The organism is Micromonospora xinjiangensis (assembly GCF_056150165.1).
This window is the reverse complement of the sequence record NZ_JAXCFO010000007.1, coordinates 114,765-134,391: the sequence shown is the minus strand read 5'-3', so window position 1 is coordinate 134,391 and position 19,627 is coordinate 114,765. Positions and strand designations below refer to the sequence as shown.

Annotated in this window: 19 protein-coding genes; 13 read left to right on the top strand and 6 right to left on the bottom strand. The window is 75.1% G+C overall.

Going from position 1 to position 19,627, the window contains the following annotated elements; genetic code table 11:
• Positions 1 to 102 precede the first annotated feature (102 nt).
• The 3 genes from SM573_RS24405 to SM573_RS24395 all read left to right on the top strand — a co-directional run bounded on the left by SM573_RS24405 (position 103) and on the right by SM573_RS24395 (position 1,688).
• Positions 103 to 810: an SDR family NAD(P)-dependent oxidoreductase gene (locus SM573_RS24405; protein WP_474609517.1), complete on the top strand. Its 708-nt coding sequence runs from the start codon at positions 103 to 105 to the stop codon at positions 808 to 810.
• A 115-nt stretch (positions 811 to 925) separates the two neighbouring features.
• Entirely contained in the window at positions 926 to 1,105 is a 180-nt protein-coding gene (locus SM573_RS24400) for a CsbD family protein (RefSeq protein ID WP_474609518.1), read from the top strand.
• A gap of 253 nt (positions 1,106 to 1,358) precedes the next feature.
• On the top strand, positions 1,359 to 1,688 hold the full coding sequence (locus tag SM573_RS24395; protein WP_474609519.1) for a YnfA family protein: 330 nt from the start codon (positions 1,359 to 1,361) through the stop codon (positions 1,686 to 1,688).
• On the opposite strand, the gene SM573_RS24390 is transcribed toward SM573_RS24395, so the two are convergent.
• Positions 1,669 to 2,820: a low temperature requirement protein A gene (locus SM573_RS24390; protein ID WP_474617156.1), complete on the bottom strand. Its 1,152-nt coding sequence runs from the start codon at positions 2,818 to 2,820 to the stop codon at positions 1,669 to 1,671. The genes SM573_RS24395 and SM573_RS24390 overlap by 20 nt on opposite strands.
• Positions 2,821 to 2,891: 71 nt before the next feature.
• Positions 2,892 to 4,298, bottom strand: a complete 1,407-nt coding sequence (locus SM573_RS24385) for a KamA family radical SAM protein (RefSeq protein WP_474609521.1) — start codon at positions 4,296 to 4,298, stop codon at positions 2,892 to 2,894.
• A gap of 141 nt (positions 4,299 to 4,439) precedes the next feature.
• Between SM573_RS24385 and kdd the strand changes: the two genes are divergently transcribed.
• From kdd to SM573_RS24355, 6 genes are all read left to right on the top strand, one after another.
• Positions 4,440 to 5,501 (top strand): L-erythro-3,5-diaminohexanoate dehydrogenase, encoded by a 1,062-nt coding sequence (kdd, locus tag SM573_RS24380; RefSeq protein WP_474617155.1) that lies wholly within the window; start codon positions 4,440 to 4,442, stop codon positions 5,499 to 5,501.
• Positions 5,502 to 5,505: 4 nt separating this feature from the next.
• Positions 5,506 to 7,071, top strand: coding sequence for an amidohydrolase (locus SM573_RS24375; RefSeq protein ID WP_474609523.1), 1,566 nt, complete (start codon positions 5,506 to 5,508; stop codon positions 7,069 to 7,071).
• 67 nt (positions 7,072 to 7,138) lie between these two features.
• Entirely contained in the window at positions 7,139 to 8,731 is a 1,593-nt protein-coding gene (kamD, locus tag SM573_RS24370; protein ID WP_474609524.1) for a lysine 5,6-aminomutase subunit alpha, read from the top strand.
• Complete coding sequence (gene kamE, locus SM573_RS24365) at positions 8,728 to 9,507, top strand: lysine 5,6-aminomutase subunit beta (RefSeq protein ID WP_474609525.1); 780 nt, start codon at positions 8,728 to 8,730, stop codon at positions 9,505 to 9,507. Before kamD ends, kamE begins: the two co-directional genes overlap by 4 nt.
• Entirely contained in the window at positions 9,504 to 9,896 is a 393-nt protein-coding gene (gene kal, locus SM573_RS24360) for a 3-aminobutyryl-CoA ammonia lyase (protein WP_474609526.1), read from the top strand. The genes kamE and kal overlap by 4 nt, the downstream gene beginning before the upstream one ends.
• Entirely contained in the window at positions 9,893 to 11,227 is a 1,335-nt protein-coding gene (locus SM573_RS24355) for a glutamate mutase L (protein ID WP_474617154.1), read from the top strand. Before kal ends, SM573_RS24355 begins: the two co-directional genes overlap by 4 nt.
• A gap of 437 nt (positions 11,228 to 11,664) precedes the next feature.
• On the opposite strand, the gene SM573_RS24350 is transcribed toward SM573_RS24355, so the two are convergent.
• On the bottom strand, positions 11,665 to 12,243 hold the full coding sequence (locus SM573_RS24350; protein WP_474609528.1) for a helix-turn-helix domain-containing protein: 579 nt from the start codon (positions 12,241 to 12,243) through the stop codon (positions 11,665 to 11,667).
• A gap of 54 nt (positions 12,244 to 12,297) precedes the next feature.
• On the opposite strand from SM573_RS24350, the gene SM573_RS24345 reads away from it, so the two are divergent.
• From SM573_RS24345 to SM573_RS24330, 4 genes are all read left to right on the top strand, one after another.
• Positions 12,298 to 13,899 (top strand): FAD-dependent oxidoreductase, encoded by a 1,602-nt coding sequence (locus SM573_RS24345; protein WP_474617153.1) that lies wholly within the window; start codon positions 12,298 to 12,300, stop codon positions 13,897 to 13,899.
• A 110-nt stretch (positions 13,900 to 14,009) separates the two neighbouring features.
• On the top strand, positions 14,010 to 15,629 hold the full coding sequence (gene lnt / locus SM573_RS24340; protein WP_474617152.1) for an apolipoprotein N-acyltransferase: 1,620 nt from the start codon (positions 14,010 to 14,012) through the stop codon (positions 15,627 to 15,629).
• 36 nt (positions 15,630 to 15,665) lie between these two features.
• Entirely contained in the window at positions 15,666 to 16,469 is an 804-nt protein-coding gene (locus SM573_RS24335; protein WP_474609531.1) for a polyprenol monophosphomannose synthase, read from the top strand.
• 77 nt (positions 16,470 to 16,546) lie between these two features.
• Positions 16,547 to 17,062: an FxsA family protein gene (locus tag SM573_RS24330; RefSeq protein ID WP_474617151.1), complete on the top strand. Its 516-nt coding sequence runs from the start codon at positions 16,547 to 16,549 to the stop codon at positions 17,060 to 17,062.
• Between the two features lie 75 nt (positions 17,063 to 17,137).
• On the opposite strand, the gene SM573_RS24325 is transcribed toward SM573_RS24330, so the two are convergent.
• The 3 genes from SM573_RS24325 to SM573_RS24315 form a co-directional block, all read right to left on the bottom strand.
• Positions 17,138 to 17,479 (bottom strand): RNA polymerase-binding protein RbpA, encoded by a 342-nt coding sequence (locus tag SM573_RS24325; RefSeq protein WP_046564157.1) that lies wholly within the window; start codon positions 17,477 to 17,479, stop codon positions 17,138 to 17,140.
• Between the two features lie 288 nt (positions 17,480 to 17,767).
• Positions 17,768 to 18,355, bottom strand: coding sequence for a pyridoxamine 5'-phosphate oxidase family protein (locus SM573_RS24320; RefSeq protein ID WP_474609533.1), 588 nt, complete (start codon positions 18,353 to 18,355; stop codon positions 17,768 to 17,770).
• Between the two features lie 86 nt (positions 18,356 to 18,441).
• Entirely contained in the window at positions 18,442 to 19,614 is a 1,173-nt protein-coding gene (locus SM573_RS24315; RefSeq protein ID WP_474617150.1) for a hypothetical protein, read from the bottom strand.
• Positions 19,615 to 19,627: the final 13 nt, after the last annotated feature.

Sequence of the window (19,627 nt, the reverse complement as noted above, 5' to 3'; positions counted from 1 at the left end):
GTCCCCCAGTCTGCCGCGCGACCCGGCGCCGAGGGTGGCCCTGTCGTTCCCAGGAAGCGGGGACGCCTGGCTGACCGCCGGATCCGGGCGGAGCGTGGGGGCATGACGACGACACTGATCACCGGAGCGAACAAGGGGCTCGGCTACGAGACCGCCCGCCGGCTGCTGGGCGCGGGGCACACCGTCTGGGTCGGCAGCCGGGACGCGGAACGCGGCCGTCGGGCCGCCGAGCGGCTGGGTGCGCGGTTCGTCCTGCTGGACGTCACCGACGACGCCTCGGTCGCGGCGGCCGTGCGGGTGGTGGAGGCCGGCGGGGGACTGGACGTGCTGGTCAACAACGCCGGCATCGAGGGGCGTACCGCCGACAACGGGGTGGTGGGCGCGGCTGAGGTGACCGCCGAGCACATGCGGGCGCTGTTCGAGACGAACGTGTTCGGGCTGGTCCGGGTCACCCACGCGTTCCTGCCGCTGCTGCGGCGCTCGGCCGCGCCCGTGGTGGTGAACGTCAGCAGCGGACTCGCCTCGGCGAGCCTGCTGACCGACCCGGCCGCCCCGGCCTACGGCTATCCGGGCGTGGCCTATCCGGCCTCCAAGGCGGCGGTCAACGTGGTCACGGTGCAGTACGCGAAGGCGTTCCCCGGCATGCGGATCAACGCGGTGGAGCCCGGCTTCACGGCGACGGACCTGAACGGGCGAACCGGCACGCAGACCGTCGAGGAGGGCGCCGAGATCATCGTGCGGATGGCCCAGGTGGGCCCGGACGGCCCGACAGGCGGCTACTTCGACGTGGCGGGCCCGCTGCCCTGGTGAGACCCTCCCCACCTATCATCCTAGGATGCCGTACGCGGTGTGCGGGTCCGCACACCCGTTTGCCTTACCGGGGACCGGGCATGCAGCGACGGAAGGCCGCAACCGAGGAGGCGAGATGAGCTTCACGGAGAAGGCGAAGAACCGCGTCCAGGAGCTCGCGGGCGCCGCCCGGCAGCGCATCGGTGACGTCACGGACAACGAGCGGATGCGGGCCGACGGCGCCAGCCAGCAGAGCACCGCCGAGGCCCGGCGGCGCGAGGCGGAGCGGGACGTCGGGAACGCGTTCGACAGGTGACCCGTACGTCGGCGGGCCCCGGGATGCCGGGGCCCGCCGACGCGTGCCCGGGGTGCCGTCCGGTGCCCGGGCAGGGGCTTAGCCGGCGGTGGAGCGGCCGCCGGGGTCGGCCGAGTCCGACGCGTTGCTGCGGGGGCGGCACGCGGGCAGCGCCGGCTCTCGCCGCGGCGGCTGCGCCGGGAGCCGGCGGGCGACGCGGGGTTGGCCGTGCGGTGCGGTCATGACCGGGCTGCGCACTGGTTAGGGTCGCGGGGTGACGGTCCTGCGTTCGCTGCTGCTGTTCGTGCTGGCCGCGCTGGCGGAGATCGGTGGGGCGTGGCTGGTCTGGCAGGGCTGGCGGGAGCACCGCGGGCTGTGGTGGATCGCCGCCGGGGTGATCGCGCTCGGCGTCTACGGGTTCGTGGCGACGTTCCAGCCCGATCCGAACTTCGGCCGGATCCTCGCCGCGTACGGGGGTGTGTTCGTGGCCGGCTCGTTGCTGTGGGGTGTGCTGGTGGACGGGTTCCGCCCGGACCGGTGGGACGTGACCGGCGCGGTGATCTGCCTGCTCGGCGTCGGCGTGATCATGTACGCGCCGCGCTGACGGTCGGGGCGGCCCGGTGGCCGTCGACCACGAGCATGGCGGTCATGAGCGTGATGAGGACGCCCAGTTGCAGGGCGGCGTTGACGGTGGCGCCGACGGGGGTGCTGGCCAGGACGAGGGCGGCGGTGACGAGGCGGCTGCGGAGGCGGCCGGTGTGGAGGACCCGGCGGGCGTCGGCGATGGCGAGCAGGAAGAGGGCGACGCCGCCGCAGAGCGCGAGGGCGCGGGGCCAGCCGGCGGGCTCGGTGGGGTGGGCGACGACGGCGTGCAGGCCGGTGGCGGTGGCGATGACGCCGATGAGCAGGACGAAGTGCAGGAGGATCCAGACGCGGGCGGCGTACCGGCTGCGGGTGCCCGGTTGCGCGCGGTCGAGCACGGCTTCGGCGGCGGGGGTGTCGGTGAAGTAGGTCCACCAGAGGGTGGCCGGGAGGGCGAGGGCCATCACGACGGCGGCGGCGGTGCCGGCGCCGAGGTGGTCGAGGGGCGTGCCCATGCCGATGCCGACGACGATCTCGCCGAGGGCCACGATGACGAGCAGGCCGTGCCGTTCGACGAAGTGGGGTGCGGTGATGTGGAAGCTCGCGGCGGCGCTGAGCCAGGAGTGGCCGGGGAGCAGGTACGGCAGGACGGTCTGGGTGAAGACGGCGGCGGCCCAGAGGGCTGGTACGGCGGGGCCGTCGAGCAGGCCGGCGGTGATGACGAGCAGCGCGGCGGCGAGGTTGTAGGGGGCGAGTCGGCGGACGCCGGCGCGGGCGGTGCTCTGGCTGAACAGGGTGAGGTGGACGACGACCACGACGAGGTAGCCGATGCCGAAGAGCAGGCCGCTGTCGGTGAAGGCGTCGGGGATGGCGACGGCGGTGAGCAGGAAGCCGGCCATGCCGGCGAAGAGCAGGATTTTGCGGGCGGGCCGGCGGGGTGGGACGTGGTTGGTGAGCCAGGCGTAGCCGGTGTAGAGGTACCAGAGCAGGCCGAAGATGAGCAGGGTGCGGCCGAGTCCGGTCCAGTCGAGGTGTTCTTCGAGGAGCCGGACGAGTTGGGTGATGGTCAGGACGAACACCACGTCGAAGAAGATCTCGACGGGGGTGGCCCGGTCGGCGGTTTCCGGGTCGGTCTCGCGCCGCGCGGGTTCCATGTGTGTGGAGGTTAGTCGGTTGCGCGTCGGCCCCCGCCCGGTGTGCGGGCGGGGGCCGACGGTGTCGCTGGTCAGTCGTCGCGGTGTTCGGTCCACCAGCGCTGCCCGGCTTCGGGCAGGGTGTCGATCGGGTCGTAGTAGGCGTAGCGCCGGTTGAGCGCTTCGAGGTCGGCGGACTCGATCGAGGTGCGGTAGTTCTTGGTCCAGTAGGAGATCCCGCGTTCGCGGTCGTACTCGGTGAGCATGTGCACCCAGCGTTTGCCGACGAAGGGGACGTCGCAGACGATGCGCGGGGTGGCGTAGCCGGGGAGGTAGCCCATGATGTCGTGCTGGAGCTGCTGGGCGTGCCAGACGGGGACGCGCCAGTGCTCGGCGTTGGGGATCATGTCGCACATGTAGAAGTAGTAGGGCAGGATGCCGGCTTCGCCCTGGAGTGCGAAGCAGAGGTCGAGCAGGTCGCGGCTGGTGGCGTTGACGCCGCGCATGAGGACGCCCTGGTTGCGGACGTCGCGTACGCCGACGTCGAGGGCGGTCTGGGCGGCGCGGGCGACCAGTGGGGTGAGCGACTGGGCGTGGTTGACGTGGGTGTGGATGGCGAGGTTGACGCCGCGGCGGGCGGCGGTGCGGGCGACGCGTTCGAGGCCCTCGACGACGTCGGGCTGGAGCCAGTGTTGGGGCAGGCCCATGAGGGCCTTGGTGGCGAGCCGGATGTCGCGGATGGTTTCGATCTCGAGCAGCCGCATGAGGTAGGTCTCGAGGTTGCGCCAGGGCACGTTGGCGACGTCGCCGCCGGAGACGACGACGTCGCGGACGCCGGGGTGGGCCTTGAGGTAGGTGATGTGGGCGTCGTAGCGGTCGACGGGCTTGAGGCTGAGCTTGAGCTTGTCGACGGTGGGGGTGGAGTTGCCGACGAGGTCCATCCGGGTGCAGTGGCCGCAGTACTGCGGGCAGGTGGAGAGCAGTTCGGCGAGGACCTTGGTGGGGTAGCGGTGGGTGAGGCCCTCGGCGACCCACATGTCGTGTTCGTGCAGGGAGTCGCGGCTGGCGTAGGGGTGTGAGGGCCAGTCGGTGCGCCGGTCGGAGGCGACGGGGATCATGTAGCGCCGGATGGGGTCGGCGAGGAACGCGTCGGTGGTGACCGGGGCGAACGGGACCATGGTGTTGAGCATCTGCGGCGGCACCAGCATGGACATGGTGGCGTGGGTGGCCTGGTCGGCGGCGAGGTCGTCGTAGAAGGTGTCGTCGACGAGGTCGCCGAGGACGGCGCGCAGTTGCTTGATGTTCTTGACGCAGTTGACGCGTTGCCACTGGGCGGATTCCCACTGTTCGCGGGTGACGTGGCGCCAGCCGGGGAAGCGGGTCCAGTCGGGTTCGACGAGTGGGGCGCGGCGGTATTCGTAGGGCTGGCCGGCGGTGGGCACGGCGGTGGGGATGGGGCGGGCAGTGGGGATGGTCTCCACCGGTTGTGTCTGGGTCACGGCCCCTCCTCGGCGCGGTGCGGGTGATCAGCAGCCGGAAGGCTACTGGAAAATCTCCGGCGTAGAAATTAGTCTGCCGGAAGTTTTCCCGCGATGCGAGCCTTGACCGGGGCTTCGAGCGGCTGGACAGGGGAGGTCGGCGTGACGTCACCGGTGGGTCTGCACCGTGTCGTGGAACCGGTGGGCGTGCTGCCGCAGGCGGCGTGGCGGCTGGACGCGAGCCCGGAGATCGCGGCGAACGAGGTGCGGATCCGGGTGGAGCGGCTGAACCTGGACGCGGCGAGTTTCCGGCAGCTGTGGGAGAAGCACGGCGGGGACGGCGACGCGGTGCGCGCCGAGGTGCTGGAGATCATCGGGACGCGGGGCAAGATGCAGAACCCCGTGACCGGCTCGGGCGGGATGCTGATCGGCACGGTGGAGGAGGCGGGGCGGCGGTCGCCGCTGGGGCTGGCGCCGGGGCAGCGGGTGGCGACGCTGGTGTCGCTGACGCTGACACCGCTGGTGATCACCGACGGGTTGGCGCGGTGGGACGGGCGCAGCGAGCAGGTGCCGTGTGACGGGCACGCGATCCTGTTCGCGCGGTCGATCGCCGCCGTGCTGCCGGAGGACGAGGACCCCCAGCTGGCCCTCGCGGTGCTGGACGTGTGCGGGGCGCCGGCGCTGACCGGGCGGGTGGTGTCGCGGTACGTGGCCGACCGGGCGCGCGAGGGGGACGCCCGGCCGGTGACGGTGGCGGTGATCGGCGGTGCGGGCAAGAGCGGGTCGCTGTCGTTGGCGGCGGCGCGGCGGGCGGGCGCCGCCCGTACGGTCGGGGTGGTGCCGGTGGCGGCGGAGCGGGACGCGCTGGCGGCGGCGGGGCTGGCCGACGTGGTGGCGGTGGCCGACGCCCGGGACCCGGTGGCGGTGTCGACGGCGGTGACCACCGCGCTGGGGGTGCCGGCGGACGTGACGGTGGTGTGCGTGGACGTGCCCGGCTGCGAGCACGGGGCGATCCTGGGCACCGCGGACGGCGGCACAGTGATCTTCTTCTCGATGGCGACGAGCTTCGCGGGTGCGGCACTGGGCGCGGAGGGCCTGGCGGCGGACGTGACGATGCTGGTGGGCAACGGGTACGTGCCGGGGCACGCGGAGTTGGCGTGGGGTCTGCTGCGCGCGGAGCCGGGGATCCGTCGGCTCTTCGCGTCCCGGTTGGCGGCAGACTGAGGTCATGACGAACCCCTCGACGCTGTACCGCGGCGGAGTGCTGCACTGCCCCGCCGACCCGAACGCGACGGCCCTGCTGGTGTCCGGTGGGCGGATCACCTGGCTGGGGGTGGACGCGGACGCGCCCGCGGCCGACCGTGTGGTGGATCTGGACGGGGCGTTGGTGACGCCGGCGTTCGTGGACGCGCACGTGCACGCCACGGACACGGGCCTGGCGCTGTCGGGCCTGGATCTCGCGGGGGTGCGCTCGGCGGGGGAGCTGCTGGACGCGGTGGCGGGGTTCGCGGCGGGGTTGCCGGCGGACGCGGTGGTGTTGGGGCACGGCTGGGACGAGTCGACGTGGGCGGTGCCGGAGCTGCCGGACGCGGCGGCGCTGGACCGGGCGGGCGGCGGGCGGCGGGTGTACCTGTCGCAGGCGTCGATCCACTCGGCGCTGGTGTCGGCGGCGATGCTGGCGGCGGCGCCGGGGGTGGCGGACGCGGCCGGGTACGACGCGTCGGGGTGGCTGCGCCGCGACGCGCACCACGTGGTGCGGGCGGCGGCGTTCGCGTCGGTGACCCGGGCGCAGCGGGTGGCGGCGCAGCGGGTGGCGCTGGCGCACGCGGCGTCGTTGGGCATCGCGGCGGTGCACGAGTGCGGCGGGCCGGACATCTCCGACGAGGAGGACTTCACGGGCCTGCTGGCGGTCTCCGGTGCGGGCGTGCCGGAGGTGTACGGGTACTGGGGTGAGCTGGGCGGCGCGGCGCGGGCCCGGGAGCTGGGTGCGGTGGGCGCCGGTGGTGACCTGTTCGCCGACGGGGCGCTGGGGTCGCGTACCGCGCACGTGTCGCAGCCGTACCTGGACGGGGACGGGTGCGGGCACGGCTACCTGTCGGCGGGGCAGGTGCGCGACCACCTGCTGGACTGCGCGGCGCACGGCCTGCAGGGCGGCTTCCACGCGATCGGTGACGCGGCGATCGGCACGGTGCTGGAGGGCTTCGCGGCGGCGGCGCGGGAGCTGGGCGTGGAGCGGGTGCGCGCGGCCCGGCACCGGGTGGAGCACGCCGAGATCATGAGCAAGCGGTTGATCGCCGGGTTCGTGGAGTACGGGATCGTGGCGAGCATGCAGCCGGCGTTCGACCGGTTGTGGGGCGGCGCGGGCCGCATGTACGAGTCGCGGCTGGGGTTGGCGCGGTCGTTGGCGTCGAACCCGATGGGGGCGATGCACGGTGTCGGGGTGGCGTTGGCGTTCGGGTCGGACTCGCCGGTGACCCCGCTGGACCCGTGGGGTTCGGTGCGGGCGGCGGCGGCCCACCACAGCCCGGTGCAGCGGATGAGTGTGCGGGCGGCGTTCGCGGCGCACACCCGCGGCGGCTGGCGCGCGGTGCACCTGGACAACGAGGGGGTGCTCGCGTTGGGCGCGCCGGCGACGTTCGCGGTGTGGGACACCCCGGCGGGGGTGGACCGGGGGCTGCCGGTGCTGCTGGCCGAGGACCCGGAGCTGCGGGGGCCGCAGGACCCGACGCCGCTGCCGGTGTGCCGGCGCACGGTGCTGCGCGGCGACGTGATCTACGGGGAGGGGTCCGCCTGATCGGGCGGGCCGTCGGGTACAGCAGCGGGGTGGCTCGGGCCGCCCCGCGACGGAGTGGAGCGGTGGCGTGAGCGGGAAGTTGGACCTGGATCCGGCGTTGGTGGGCCGGGCGCGGGAGTTGGCGCGCCGGGCCGGGCAGCCGGTGGTGGATCTGGCGCGCAGCCACACCACGGTGTCGGTGGAGCGGGCGGTGTTGCGGCTGGCCGGGGTGGTCGGCGCGGACCCGGACGGCATTCCGTGGGTGAACCGGCTCGTGGACGCGGTGGTGGGGGACGTGGGCCTCGGGCACGGGGTGGCGGCGGCGGTGTTCGACGCGCTCGCCCGGGAGGACCTGACGGACGTGACGTTGCTGGCGCAGAAGGCGGCGGCGGGGTCGGTGCGGTTCCGGCAGCCGACGGGGAAGGACGCCACCGTGGCGCGGCGGGCGGCCCGCCGGGCGGTCGCGGCGGGTGTCCGGCAGATCGACCGGCGGCGGGCCGACCGGGAGCGGCTGGTCAAGCGGTACGGGGATCCGCGGCAGCGGCCGTGGATCTACCTGATCGTGGCGACGGGCGACATCTACGAGGACATCCCGCAGGCGCAGGCCGCGGCGCGGGCCGGCGCGGACGTCATCGCGGTGATCCGGTCGACGGGGCAGTCGCTGCTGGACTACGTGCCTGAGGGGGCGACCCGGGAGGGGTTCGCCGGCACGTACGCGACGCAGGAGAACTTCCGGCTGATGCGGGCGGCGCTGGACGAGTCGTCGAGGGAGCTGGGCCGGTACGTGCGGCTGACGAACTACGCGTCGGGGCTGTGCATGCCGGAGATGGCGACCCTCGCCGGCCTGGAGCGGCTCGACATGATGTTGAACGACTCGATGTACGGGATCCTGTTCCGCGACATCAACCCGATCCGCACGTTCGTGGACCAGCGGTTCTCCCGGCAGGTGCACGCCCGGGCGGGGATCATCATCAACACCGGGGAGGACAACTACCTCACCACCGCCGACGCGGTGGAGGAGGCGCACACGGTGACGGTGTCGCAGCTGCTCAACGAGTTCTTCGCGCACGAGGCGGGGTTGGCGGACTGGCAGTTGGGCCTGGGGCACGCGTTCGAGATCAACCCGGACGTGCCGGAGTCGTTGCGGCTGGAGCTGGCGCACGCGCTGCTGGCGCGGGAGCTGTTCCCGGACGCGCCGCTGAAGTGGATGCCGCCGACGAAGCACATGACCGGGGACGTGTTCCGCGGCAACCTGCTCGACGGGTTCTTCAACCTGGTGGGGACGCTGACCGGGCAGGGCATCCTGCTGGTGGGGATGATGACCGAGGCGGTGGTGACGCCGTGGCTGTCGGACCGGGACATCGCCCTGCAGAACGTGCGGTACGTGCTGGGCGCGGCGGGCGGGCTGCACGAGGACTTCGTGCCGGCGCCGGGCGGGTTCATCCAGCGGCGGGCGCACCAGGTGCTGCGGGAGGCGGTGGAGCTGCTGGAGCGCATCGGTGAGCAGTCGCTGCTGACGGCGATCGCCGAGGGCACGTTCGGCATCATGAAACGCCCACCGGACCGGGGCAAGGGCCTCGACGGGGTGGCCCGGCACGAGGCCGACTACTGGAACCCGGCCACGGAGATCCTCGAGGGGCGGCCGGTGGGCGCCGGCGCCGGGAAGGCGGCCCGGTCGTGAGCGCCGCGCAGGGCGCCGCGGGCGTCGGCAAGAAGATCGTCCGGCCGTACGGGGACACCACCGGCGACGGGATGGTGCAGGTGTCGTTCACGCTGCCGGTGCCGCACGACAAGCGGGCCGAGGGCGCGGCGATCCAGTTGGCCGGGAAGATGGGCATCGACCCGGCGATGCTGGTGCACGCCAAGCAGATGGGCGACGGCTACACGTTCTTCGTGGTGTACGGGCGGGTGAACCACCTGGTGGACCTGTCCGCGGTGCAGGTGGTGGAGCGTGACTTCCCGCTGCTGTCGGCGAAGGACGTCAACGCCCTGGTGAAGCAGAAGCTGCGCCGCAAGCTGTCGGTGGTGGGGGCGTGCATCGGCACGGACGCGCACACCGTGGGCATCGACGCGATCCTGAACGTCAAGGGCATCGCGGGCGAGAAGGGCCTGGAGTACTACCGGGAGTTGAAGGTCGTCAACCTGGGTGCGCAGGTGAGCGTGCCGGAGCTGGTGGAGGCCGCCCGGGCGGAGCGGGCCGACGCGGTGCTGGTGTCGCAGGTGGTGACGCAGCGCGACGCGCACCTGCACAACACGCGGGAGATGTCGGCGGCGTTCCGGGAGGCGATGCCGGCGGGGAAGCGTCCGCTGCTGATCGTCGGCGGGCCGCGGTTCGACGAGACGATGGCCGAGGAGCTGGGCGTGGACCGGATCTTCGGGCGGGGCACCACCCCCGGTGAGGTGGCCAGCTACCTGGTGCACGCGTTGATCACGAGCAGGAGGACGACGGCGGCATGAGCGACACGAGACTCGGGTTGACGGTGACCCACCGGCGGTATGTGCCGTACTCGCACGCCCACTACGCCGGTGACCTGGTCGACGGGGCGTACGCGTTGGGCCTGTTCGGTGACGTGGCCACGGAGGTGTGCATCCGCACCGACGGCGACGAGGGGCTGTTCGCGTCCTATTCGGACGTGCAGTTCCGGGCGCCGGTGCGCGCCGGTGACGTGCTGGAGGTGTCGGCGACGGTGACCCGGGTGGGCAGCCGCAGCCGCACCCTGGACTTCGAGGCGCGGGTGGTGTGCCGGGGCCGCCCGGACCGGGGCGGGTCGGCCGCGGAGGTCCTCGACAGCCCGATCGTGGCGGTCACCGCGACCGGCACGGTGGTCGTCCCGCCGCCGGCGTGAGCGTCGCCGTCTGCGCCGACGTCGGGTCGACGTACACGAAGGTGGCGGTGGTCGACCTCGACGGCGGTGAGCTGGTCGCGGCGGCCGCGGCGCCGACGACGGTCGGCACGGACGTGCTGCGCGGCCTCGACGCGGCGGTCGCGGCGGCCACGGCCGGGCTGGGCGCCGGCGAGGCGCCCTGGTATGTGTGCTCGTCGGCGGGGGGTGGGCTGCGGCTGGCGGTGGTCGGCTACGAGCAGCTCGTCACCGCGCAGGCGGGCCGTCGGGTGGGCCTGTCGGCCGGGGCGGACGTGGTGCACGTGGCGGCGGGGCGGCTCGACGCGGCCGGGCTGCGCGGGTTGCGGGCGGCCCGACCGGACGTGGTGCTGCTGGTCGGCGGCACCGACGGCGGGGACGCCGACACGTTGACCCACAACGCGACCCGGTTGGCGCGGGCCCGCTGGCGGGTGCCGGTGGTGCTGGCCGGCAACGGCGACGTCCGCGACGACCTGGCCGCGGTGCTGGCCGCGGCCGGGGTGCCGGTGACGGTCGCCGACAACGTGCTGCCCCGCATCGGGGTGCTCGCGCCCGCGTCGGCGCGGGCCGCGATCCGGGAGGTGTTCCTGCGGCACGTCATCGGCGGGAAGCGGCTGTCGCGGGGTGGCCGGTTCGCGCGGCTGGTGCGGGCGGCCACCCCGGACGCGGTGCTGACCGGGGTGGAGGTGCTCGCCGACCGGATCGGCGGGGACCTGGCCGTGGTGGACGTCGGTGGGGCCACCACCGACGTGTACTCGGTGCTCACTCCGGACGAGCGGGCGACCGGGCCGGGCCGGGAGGTGGCCGGCAGCCTGTGGCGGGCCCGCACGGTCGAGGGTGACCTGGGGATGCGGTGGAGCGCGCCGGGGGTGGTGCGGGCCGCCGCCGAGGAGCGGCTGCTCGGCCCCGGCGAGCGGGAGGACCTGGCGCAGGCGGCCGCGGTGCGGGCGGCCGAGCCGGGGTTCCTGCCCGCCGACGAGGCCGCGCGGGCGGCGGAGCGGCGCCTCGCGGAGCTGGCCGCCACGGTGGCGTTGCGCCGGCACGCCCGCGGCGGCGCCACCGGTGAGCGGGGCGGGCGGGATCTGCGGGACGTGCGGCTCGTCGTCGGGTCCGGCGGGGTGCTGCGGCACGCGCCGCCCGGGGAGGCGGTCTCGGTGTTGACCGCGGTGCTCGCCGACCACGCGGGCGGGTGGGCGCTGCCCCGCGCGGCGCGGGCCGTGGTGGACGTGGAGTACGTGCTGGCGGCCGGCGGCCTGCTGGCGCAGGACCATCCGGAGGCGTCGGCCGCGTTGCTGGAGCGTCACCTCACCGGCTGACCGTCCCCGGTGGAAGCCGCGGCCACCCGGGGGACAGCGGTTGCCGGCGCGACACGCCGTAGGTGCGACACGCGACAGGCCGGGGGCGGGTTGACAGGGCCCGGGGGGCAGCACGTACCGTCTTTGAGTCCTACTACGGGAAGCGGCTGTTGTTCGCTTCGTCCCTTCGTCCGCTGGCCGAGCGACACGATGATGTCGCGGCGGCCAGGTCCAGCGGGCGGGGGTCGGCGGGGCGGCGCGAACCGGCCGCGGTTACCGGTGTACGGGTGGAGTGAGGCGCACGGCCAGTAGACAACGGCCCGGCGGGGGCAGCCAGTCCGCGTCCGGTCGGTCCGAAGGTCGGCGTGCCGCATTCTCGCCCCACCGGCCGGGAAGGGCCTGGGAGCATCGGGGCGCGGCGCGAGCCGCGCCCCGATTTTCATGCCCGCCGGCGCCGGTCAGCGGGAGCGGGCGCGCACGTGCAGCCGTTCCCCCTGCGGGCCGAAGAGGCTGATGGCCTCGGCGGTGCCGGGGCCCGGGTTGGTGATCCGGTGCGGCACCCGCGTGTCGAACTCCGCGACCTCCCCGGGACCCAGGGTCAGGTCGTGCTCGCCGAGCAGCAGGCGCAGCCGGCCGGACAGCACGTAGAGCCACTCGTAGCCCTCGTGGGTCTGCTGGCCCGGGTCGCCGCTGGGGGTGCCGGGCGGCAGGATCTGTTTGAACGCCTGGAGCCCGCCGGGGCGCCGGGTCAGCGGCAGGTACGTCACGCCGTGGCGCACGATCGGGCGGGCGCGCACCCGCGGGTCACCGACCTGCGGGGCGCCCACGAGCTCGTCGAGGGGCACCTGGTGGGCGCGGGCCAACGGCAACAGCAGCTCCAGGGTGGGGCGGCGCCCGCCGGACTCCAGCCGGGACAGGGTGCTCACCGAGATGCCGGTGGCCTCGGCGAGCTGGCCCAGGGTCGTGCCACGCTGCTTGCGCAGGGCCCGCAGCCGGGGCCCGACGGCGGCGAGCACCGCCGCCTCGTCGTTTGCCATAGCGGCAACAATACTTGTCGTCCTCGCCGGTGGGCGTGCACCGTGGTCGACGACGTGACGACCAGGAGGTGCCAGGTGGACGACAGGTACGACGTGGTGGTGGTCGGCGGTGGGCCGGCCGGGCTCTCCGGCGCGCTCGCGCTGGCCCGCGCGCGCCGCTCAGTGCTGGTGGTGGACGCCGGGGAACCGCGCAACGCCCCGGCCGGGCACGTGCACAACTACCTCACCCGCGACGGCACCCCGCCCGCCGACCTGCTCACCGCCGGCCGGGACGAGGTCACCGGCTACGGCGGGCGGATCGTCACCGCCCGCGTCGAGACCGCCGCCCGCGACGACGGCGGGTTCACCCTCACCCTCGACGACGGCGCCACCGTGCGGGCGCGGCGGCTGCTGGTCACCACCGGGCTGGTCGACGAGCTGCCCGACGTGCCCGGCCTGGCCCAGCGGTGGGGCCGGGACGTGCTGCACTGCCCGTACTGCCACGGGTGGGAGGCACGCGACCGGCGCGTCGGGGTGCTCGCCACCGGGCCGTTCGGGGTGCACCAGGCGCAGCTGTGGCGGCAGTGGAGCCCGCACGTGCTGCTGCTGCGCCACGGCGCGCCGGAGCTGACCGCCGACGAGACCGAGCAGCTCGCCGCCCGGGAGATCACCGTCGTGGACGGCCCCGTCCAGGAGCTGCTGGTGACCGGCGACGCGCTCACCGGCGTCCGCCTGGCCGACGGCTCGGTCGTCGACCTGGACGCCGTGGTCGTGGCACCCCGGTTCACCGCCCGCGCCGGCCTGCTCGCCGACCTCGGCCTGACCCCGGTCGAGGTGGAGATGGGCGGGCACGTGTTCGGCACCCAGATCCCCGCCGGCGCCGACGGCGCCACCGCGGTGCCCGGGGTGTGGGTGGCCGGCAACGTCGCCGACGTACGCGCCCAGGTCGTCAGCTCCGCCGCCGCCGGCCTGACCGCCGGCGCGGCAATCAACGCCGACCTGGTGGCGGAGGACACCCGCGAGGCCGTGCGGGAGCGCCGCGAGCGGCTCGCGACCATGTTCACCGAGGACGCCTGGGAGGAGCGCTACTCCTCCCGCCCGGCCGTGTGGAGCGGGCGACCCAACCCGCAGCTCGTCGCCGAGGCCGCTGACCTGCCGCCGGGCCGGGCCCTGGACGTGGGCAGCGGTGAGGGAGCCGACGCGCTCTGGCTCGCCGAGCGGGGCTGGCGGGTCACCGGCGTCGACATCTCCCGCACCGCGCTGAAGCGGGCCGCCGGGCACGCCGACGCCGCCGGCCCCGAGATCGCCGCCCGGATCGAGTGGACCCACGCCGACGTCCGCGAGCAGCCGCCCGCCGAGGCCGCGTACGACCTGGTGAACGCCCAGTACATGCACCTGCCCGCCGACGAGCGGCGGGAGCTGTTCGCCCGCCTGGCCGCCGCCGTGGCCCCCGGCGGCACCCTGCTGGTCGTCGGCCACCACCCGTGGGACCTGCGTATCAGCTCCCTGCGGATGCACATGCCGGAGATGATGTTCACCGCCGAGGAGGTCGCCGCCCAGCTGGACCCGGCCCGGTGGGAGATGCGGGCGGCGCAGGCGCGGCCGCGCGTCGCCACCGGACCGGAGGGACGCGAGATCACCGTCCACGACGCCGTGCTGGTGGCCCGCCGCCGCTGACGCGGCCCCGACGGACCCGCGCGCGCCGGATGTGGCCCGCCCCACCCGGCCCGCGCCGGTCCCGGTGTCGGCCGGGTAGCCTTCACCCCCGTGATCGTGCAGAGGCGCCCGTGACGACCGTCGACCGGGACGAGAAGCCCGCCGACGCGGCCGCGCCGCGTCCGGCCGCGCGCCCGCGCCCCCTGCCGCTGCCCGTCGCGGTGGCCGCGGCCGTGCTGGCCGGCCTGGCGCTGCTGGCGGCGTTCCCCCCGTACGGGGTGTGGCCGCTCGCGCCCGTCGGGGTGGCGCTGCTGGCCGCGGCGGTGCACCGGCGGCGGCTGCGCGCCGGCGCCGGCCTGGGCTTCCTGACCGGAGTGGCGTTGTTCGCGCCGCTGCTGGCGTGGACGAACCTGCACACCGGCTACCTGCCGTGGGTGCTGCTGTCGCTGCTGCAGGCCGGCTACCTGGCGCTGCTCGGCGTCGCCACGGCGTGGGTGTCGCCGCTGGCCGACCGGTTCCGGTGGTGCTGGGCGCCGCTGACCGGTGTGCTGTGGGTCGGGCAGGAGGCGCTGCGCGACCGGACCCCGTTCGGCGGGTTCCCGTGGGGGCGGCTGGCGTTCAGCCAGGGCGACGCGCCGCTGCTGCGGCTGGCCGCGCTCGGCGGGGCGCCGCTGGTGAGCTTCGCCGTCGCCACCGCCGGCGGGCTGCTGCTCGCCGCCGCGTGGCGGCGGTGGGACGCCCCGACCCGGCGCGACGTCCGCCGGTGGGGGCCGGCCGCCGGGCTGGTCGCCACGGCGGTGCTGGTGTGCGCGTCGGGGCTGCTGGTGCCGGTGGGGCACGCCGGCGGCGGACCCACGGTGACCGTGGCGATCGTGCAGGGCAACGTGCCGCGGCTGGGCCTGGACTTCAACGCGCAGCGGCAGGCGGTGCTCGACAACCACGTCGACGCCACCCTGGAGCTCGCCTCGCGGGTCGCCGCCGGAGCGCAACCCCGCCCCGACCTGGTGGTGTGGCCGGAGAACGCCAGCGACATCGACCCGCTGCGCAACCCGGAAGCCGGGGCCCGGATCTCGCAGGCCGCCGACACGATCGGCGCCCCGATCCTGGTCGGCGCGGTGCTGCTCGGCCCCGGCGACGGGCAGGTCCGCAACGCCGGCATCCTGTGGCGGCCGGGCAGCGGCGCCGACCTGGAGCAGCTGTACGTCAAGCGGCACCCGGTGCCGTTCGCCGAGTATGTGCCGCTGCGCGACATCGCGCGCATGGTCAGCAAGCAGGTCGACCGGGTGCGCGCCGACTTCGTGGCCGGCAGCACCCCGGGCGTGGTACGCGCCGGCCCGGTGCTGCTCGGCGACGTGATCTGCTTCGAGGTCGCCTACGACGAGGTGGTGCGCGACACCGTCACCGGCGGCGCGCAGCTGCTCGTGGTGCAGACGAACAACGCCACGTTCGACGAGGCCGAGGCCCGCCAGCAGCTGGCCATGGTGCGGCTGCGGGCGGTGGAGCACGGCCGGCCCGCGTTGATGGCCTCCACGGTCGGCGTGTCCGGGTTCGTGGCCCCCGACGGGCGGGTAAGCGACGCCACCGGGTTCAACACCCGGGAGGTGGTGGTGCGGCAACTGCGCCTCGCCGACGGGCGGACCCTGGCCACCCGGGTCGGGCTGTGGCCCGAGGTGGTCCTGGCCGGCCTGGCCGTGGCGGCCCTGGCCGGTGCGGCCGTGCCGCGCCGCCGGCACCGCGTCGGGCCCGCATAGAACCAGCCGGTACGCCGGCGGGAGCGGAGGGGGACCGTGAACGAGGCGACCGGGCAGCACCGGCGTACGGGAGGCGTCAGCGGCGTCGGCCGGGTGCTGGTGGTGATCCCCACCTACAACGAGGCCGACAACGTCAGCGACATCGTGGCGCGGGTACGCCGAGCCGCCCCGGCCGTGGAGGTCCTCGTCGCCGACGACAACAGCCCCGACGGCACGGGCGTGATCGCCGACGCGCTCGCCGGGACGGACCCGCAGGTGCACGTGCTGCACCGGGAGGGCAAGCAGGGGCTGGGCGCGGCGTACCTGGCCGGGTTCGCGTGGGCGCGTGAGCGCGGCTACGACGCGGTGGTGGAGATGGACGCCGACGGCTCGCACGCGCCGGAGGACCTGCCCGCCCTGCTGGAGGCCGCCCGTGCGGCGGACGTGGTGATCGGGTCCCGGTGGACCAGCGGGGCGCGGGTGGTGAACTGGCCACTGCGGCGCCTCGCGCTGTCCCGCTGCGGCAACCTGTACGCGCGGCTCGCGCTGGGCATGCCGGTCTCCGACGCCACCGGCGGGTACCGCGTCTACCGGCGCGGCGCGCTCGACGCCATGGACCTGGAGTCGGTCTGCTCGCAGGGCTACTCGTTCCAGGTGGAGCTGTCGCGGCTGGCGCACCGGGCCGGGATGCGGATCGTCGAGGTGCCGATCACCTTCGCCGAGCGGGAGCGCGGCGACAGCAAGATGAGCCCTCTGATCGTGGCCGAGGCGCTGTGGCGGATCACCACGTGGGCGGTGCAGGACCGGCGGCAGGCGATCCGCCGCGGCCGGCACGGCACCCCCGACGGTCAGGCGCGGTGACCCTGAGCGCCGCCGTGTCATCCTTGAACGGGACGACGCCGGCGCCGCGGGCGCCCCGGGACGACCGATGAGGTGACATGGGCCGAGGAGTGAGGTTCGTACCACTGGCGATGCTGGTCGCGGTGGTGCTCGAGCTGGCCGTGTTCGTCCTGGTGGGGCGGGCCGTCGGGTTCGGCGTGGCGGTGCTGCTGGTGTTCGCCGCGTCGCTGCTGGGGCTGGTGCTGCTGCGGCGGGAGGGGATGCGCGCGTGGCGCGGCTTCCGCACGGCCGCGCAGGCCGGCCAACCGCCCGGGCGGCAGGTGACCGACGGGCTCGTGGGGTTGGTGGGGGCGCTGCTGCTCGCGGTGCCCGGCCTGGTCACCGGCGTGGCCGGCCTGTTGCTGCTGATCCCTCCGGTGCGCGCGGTGGCCCGCCGGGGCGTGCAGCGCGCCACGGAACGCCGGGTGTCGTCGATGGTCGCCGGTGACCTTTTCGGGCCGCGGCGGGTGCGGGTGCGCCGGGGTGCGCCGCAGCCGCAGCCCCGTCCCGAGTCCGAGGAGCCGGTGGTGGTCGACGGCGGCCGCGCCATCGAAGGCGAGATCGTCGAACGCTGACCGCAGCGACGACGGCGCCCCCGGGGTTCTCCCCGGGGGCGCCGTCGTTCGCTACGGGTTGTCGCGCTCGCTCGGTCAGGCCCGGCCGCGCCGGGTCCGGACCTCCTGCAGCCGCTCGGCGAGGATGTCCTCCAGCTCGGCGATCGAGCGGCGCTCCAGCAGCATGTCCCAGTGGGTGCGCGGCGGCTTTGCCTTCTTCTGCTCCGGCTCGCTGCCGTCGACCAGCCGGGCGACGCTGCCGTCGAACTTGCACTCCCAGGTCGTCGGGACCTCGGCGTCGACAGCGAACGGCACCTCGAACTGGTGACCCTTGGCGCACAGGTACTCGCGGGTCTGCCGCGGCGCGAGCTCCGTGTTGCGGTCGGACTCGTAGCTCACCGCGCCAAGGCGGCTTCCGCGCAGCATGCGCTCGCCCATGATCGACTTCCCCTCGTTCGTGGTGCTGGTCTTCTGGTGTAACGGTCGGTGCCCGCCAGGCCATTCCCGCCAGAGGGCGCGTGACGCCCACGGCCGAGCCTGAACAAGGGTAGCCGGCCGTCACGGCAACCCGGCGAGATCGTCGACGGCCGGGTCGCGGCGGTGGTGCTGCGTGTCGACTGCCACCGGCGATGTTAACCGCCGTGGCGGCGCGCAGGTTGCGCCGGCCCACGCCACCGGGTGCGGCCCGGGCTCGCGGCGTCGTCGCCCCGGCCCGGCGCCGCCGCCTCAGACCGGCGTCGGTGGCAGCGGCAGCGGCAGCCCGGGCAGGCCGTCGATGCTGGACGCGACGTGCTCCTTGCCGGCGAAGTAGTCGCTCAGCGACGCGTCGTCCTCGCGGGCGAAGCGCCGGCCGTGCAGGTCCCGGTCACCGTCGTAGCTCATGAACGGCACCGCGTAGCCGCAGGTGTCGCGGATCAACTCGGCGCGTACCACGATGATCGCCCGCAGGCCGTGCACGCTCGGGTCGATGTCCGGGAAGTGGCCGACCAGCTCCCGCCACCGCGGGTCGTCCCGGAACACCGGCTCCCCACGCCCGTGCACCCGAACGATGTTCGGCGGCCCCTGGAACGCGCACCACATCAGCGTGATCCGGCCGTTCTCCCGCAGGTGGGCGACCGTCTCGGCGTTGCTCCCGGCGAAGTCGAGGTACGCGACGGTGCGCTCGTCGAGGACCGCCCAGGAGCCGCGCAGCCCCTTGGGGGAGAGGTTGATGGTGCCGTCACCGGCCAGCGGCGCGGTGGCGGTGAAGAACATCGGCTGCTCCTCGATGAACGACCGCAGCCGGCCCTCGATGCGCTCATGTGTCTTTCCCACCCGGCCATCCTCCCGCGCCGCCCGCCGGGGCCGCCGCCCCGCCCGACCCCGTCCCAACCCCCGGTCCTGGCGGGCGACGCGGCGACTCAGGCCACCGGAGTGTCGGCCACGCCGGCGGTCCCGGCGCCGGAACCGAGGCGGGCCAGCGCCGCGGCCAGGTCACTGACCTGGGCGGCCAGCTGCGCCACGCGCTGCTGCGCGGTGTCCCGGTCCGTCTCGGCGGCCCGCAACCGTACGGTCAGCTCGGTCAGCCGGCCCTCCGCGGTGGCCGCGGCGTGCCGCGCGGCGGCCAGGTCGGCGACGAGCGCGTCCCGCTGCGCGGCCACCGTGGCGAGTTCGCCGCGGAGGTGGCCGGCCACGGCCTCCGCCTCCGACCGCGCGGCCTCGGCCTGCCGGGCGGCCGTCTCGGCGCGACCCCGGACCCGGTCGGCCTCCTCGCGGGCCCGGACCGCGTCGGCGGCGTTCGCCCGCGCCCGCGCGGTGTCGGTGCGGGCCTGCTCGATCTGGCGGCGTACGTCCTCCACCTCGGACCGCCACCGCTCGGCGCGTTCGGCCGCGGCCCGCGCGTCGTGACCGGCCCGGTCCGCGTCGGCCCGGGCGGCGTCCCGCTCGGCGGTGAGGTCGGCCGCACGCTGCCGCTCGGCGTCCCGCTCGGCGCGTACCGCCCGCAGTTCCTGCCGCGCCGCGTCGCGGTCCCGCTCGGCCTGCACCCGCAGGGCCTCCGCGGCGCTCGCCGCCCGACGCGCCTCGTCGCGGGCCGCCTCGGCCCGCTCGGCCCGCTCGGCATCGCGGGCGGACCGTTCGGCCGCCCGGTCGGCGTCCGCGCGGGCGGCGTCGCGCTCGGCACGGGCGGCCTGGGCCTCCTCGCGCGCCCGTGCCGTGGCGGCGGCGGCGTCCTCGGCCTCGCGGAGCGCCTCGTCGCGTTCGGTCTGCACCGCGGCGATCTCGGCGGCGGCGTCGGCACGGGCCTGGGCGAGCTGCCGTTCCACGCCGACCGGGGACAGCTCGGCGTGCAGGGCCTCGGTCAGCGTCTCGACGATCTGGTCGAGGCGGTCCACCGCCTCCCACGTCCGCGCCACCTGCCCCGGCAGGCCGGGGGCGTTGCGGTGCCGCATCCGGCTGTTGCGGGAGGCCCGCTGGCAGGCGCCGTCGTTGTCGCGGCAGTAGCGGAACGGCCGGCCCGCGCCGACCCGCTGCGGCACCGGCCGTCCACAGTGGGCGCAGGGACGGGTGTCGGGGGTGGTGGGCTGGGCGTCCATCGAGGCCGCAGTC

What these genes read in the sequence shown, in the direction of transcription:
- SM573_RS24405 (WP_474609517.1), top strand. Translation starts at nt 103, where the DNA reads ATGACGACGACACTGATCACCGGAGCGAACAAGGGGCTCGGCTACGAG.
- SM573_RS24400 (WP_474609518.1), top strand. Translation starts at nt 926, where the DNA reads ATGAGCTTCACGGAGAAGGCGAAGAACCGCGTCCAGGAGCTCGCGGGC.
- SM573_RS24390 (WP_474617156.1), bottom strand. Translation starts at nt 2,820, where the DNA reads ATGGAACCCGCGCGGCGCGAGACCGACCCGGAAACCGCCGACCGGGCC.
- SM573_RS24375 (WP_474609523.1), top strand. Translation starts at nt 5,506, where the DNA reads ATGACGAACCCCTCGACGCTGTACCGCGGCGGAGTGCTGCACTGCCCC.
- kal (WP_474609526.1), top strand. Translation starts at nt 9,504, where the DNA reads ATGAGCGACACGAGACTCGGGTTGACGGTGACCCACCGGCGGTATGTG.
- SM573_RS24350 (WP_474609528.1), bottom strand. Translation starts at nt 12,243, where the DNA reads ATGGCAAACGACGAGGCGGCGGTGCTCGCCGCCGTCGGGCCCCGGCTG.
- SM573_RS24330 (WP_474617151.1), top strand. Translation starts at nt 16,547, where the DNA reads ATGGGCCGAGGAGTGAGGTTCGTACCACTGGCGATGCTGGTCGCGGTG.
- SM573_RS24325 (WP_046564157.1), bottom strand. Translation starts at nt 17,479, where the DNA reads ATGGGCGAGCGCATGCTGCGCGGAAGCCGCCTTGGCGCGGTGAGCTAC.
- SM573_RS24315 (WP_474617150.1), bottom strand. Translation starts at nt 19,614, where the DNA reads ATGGACGCCCAGCCCACCACCCCCGACACCCGTCCCTGCGCCCACTGT.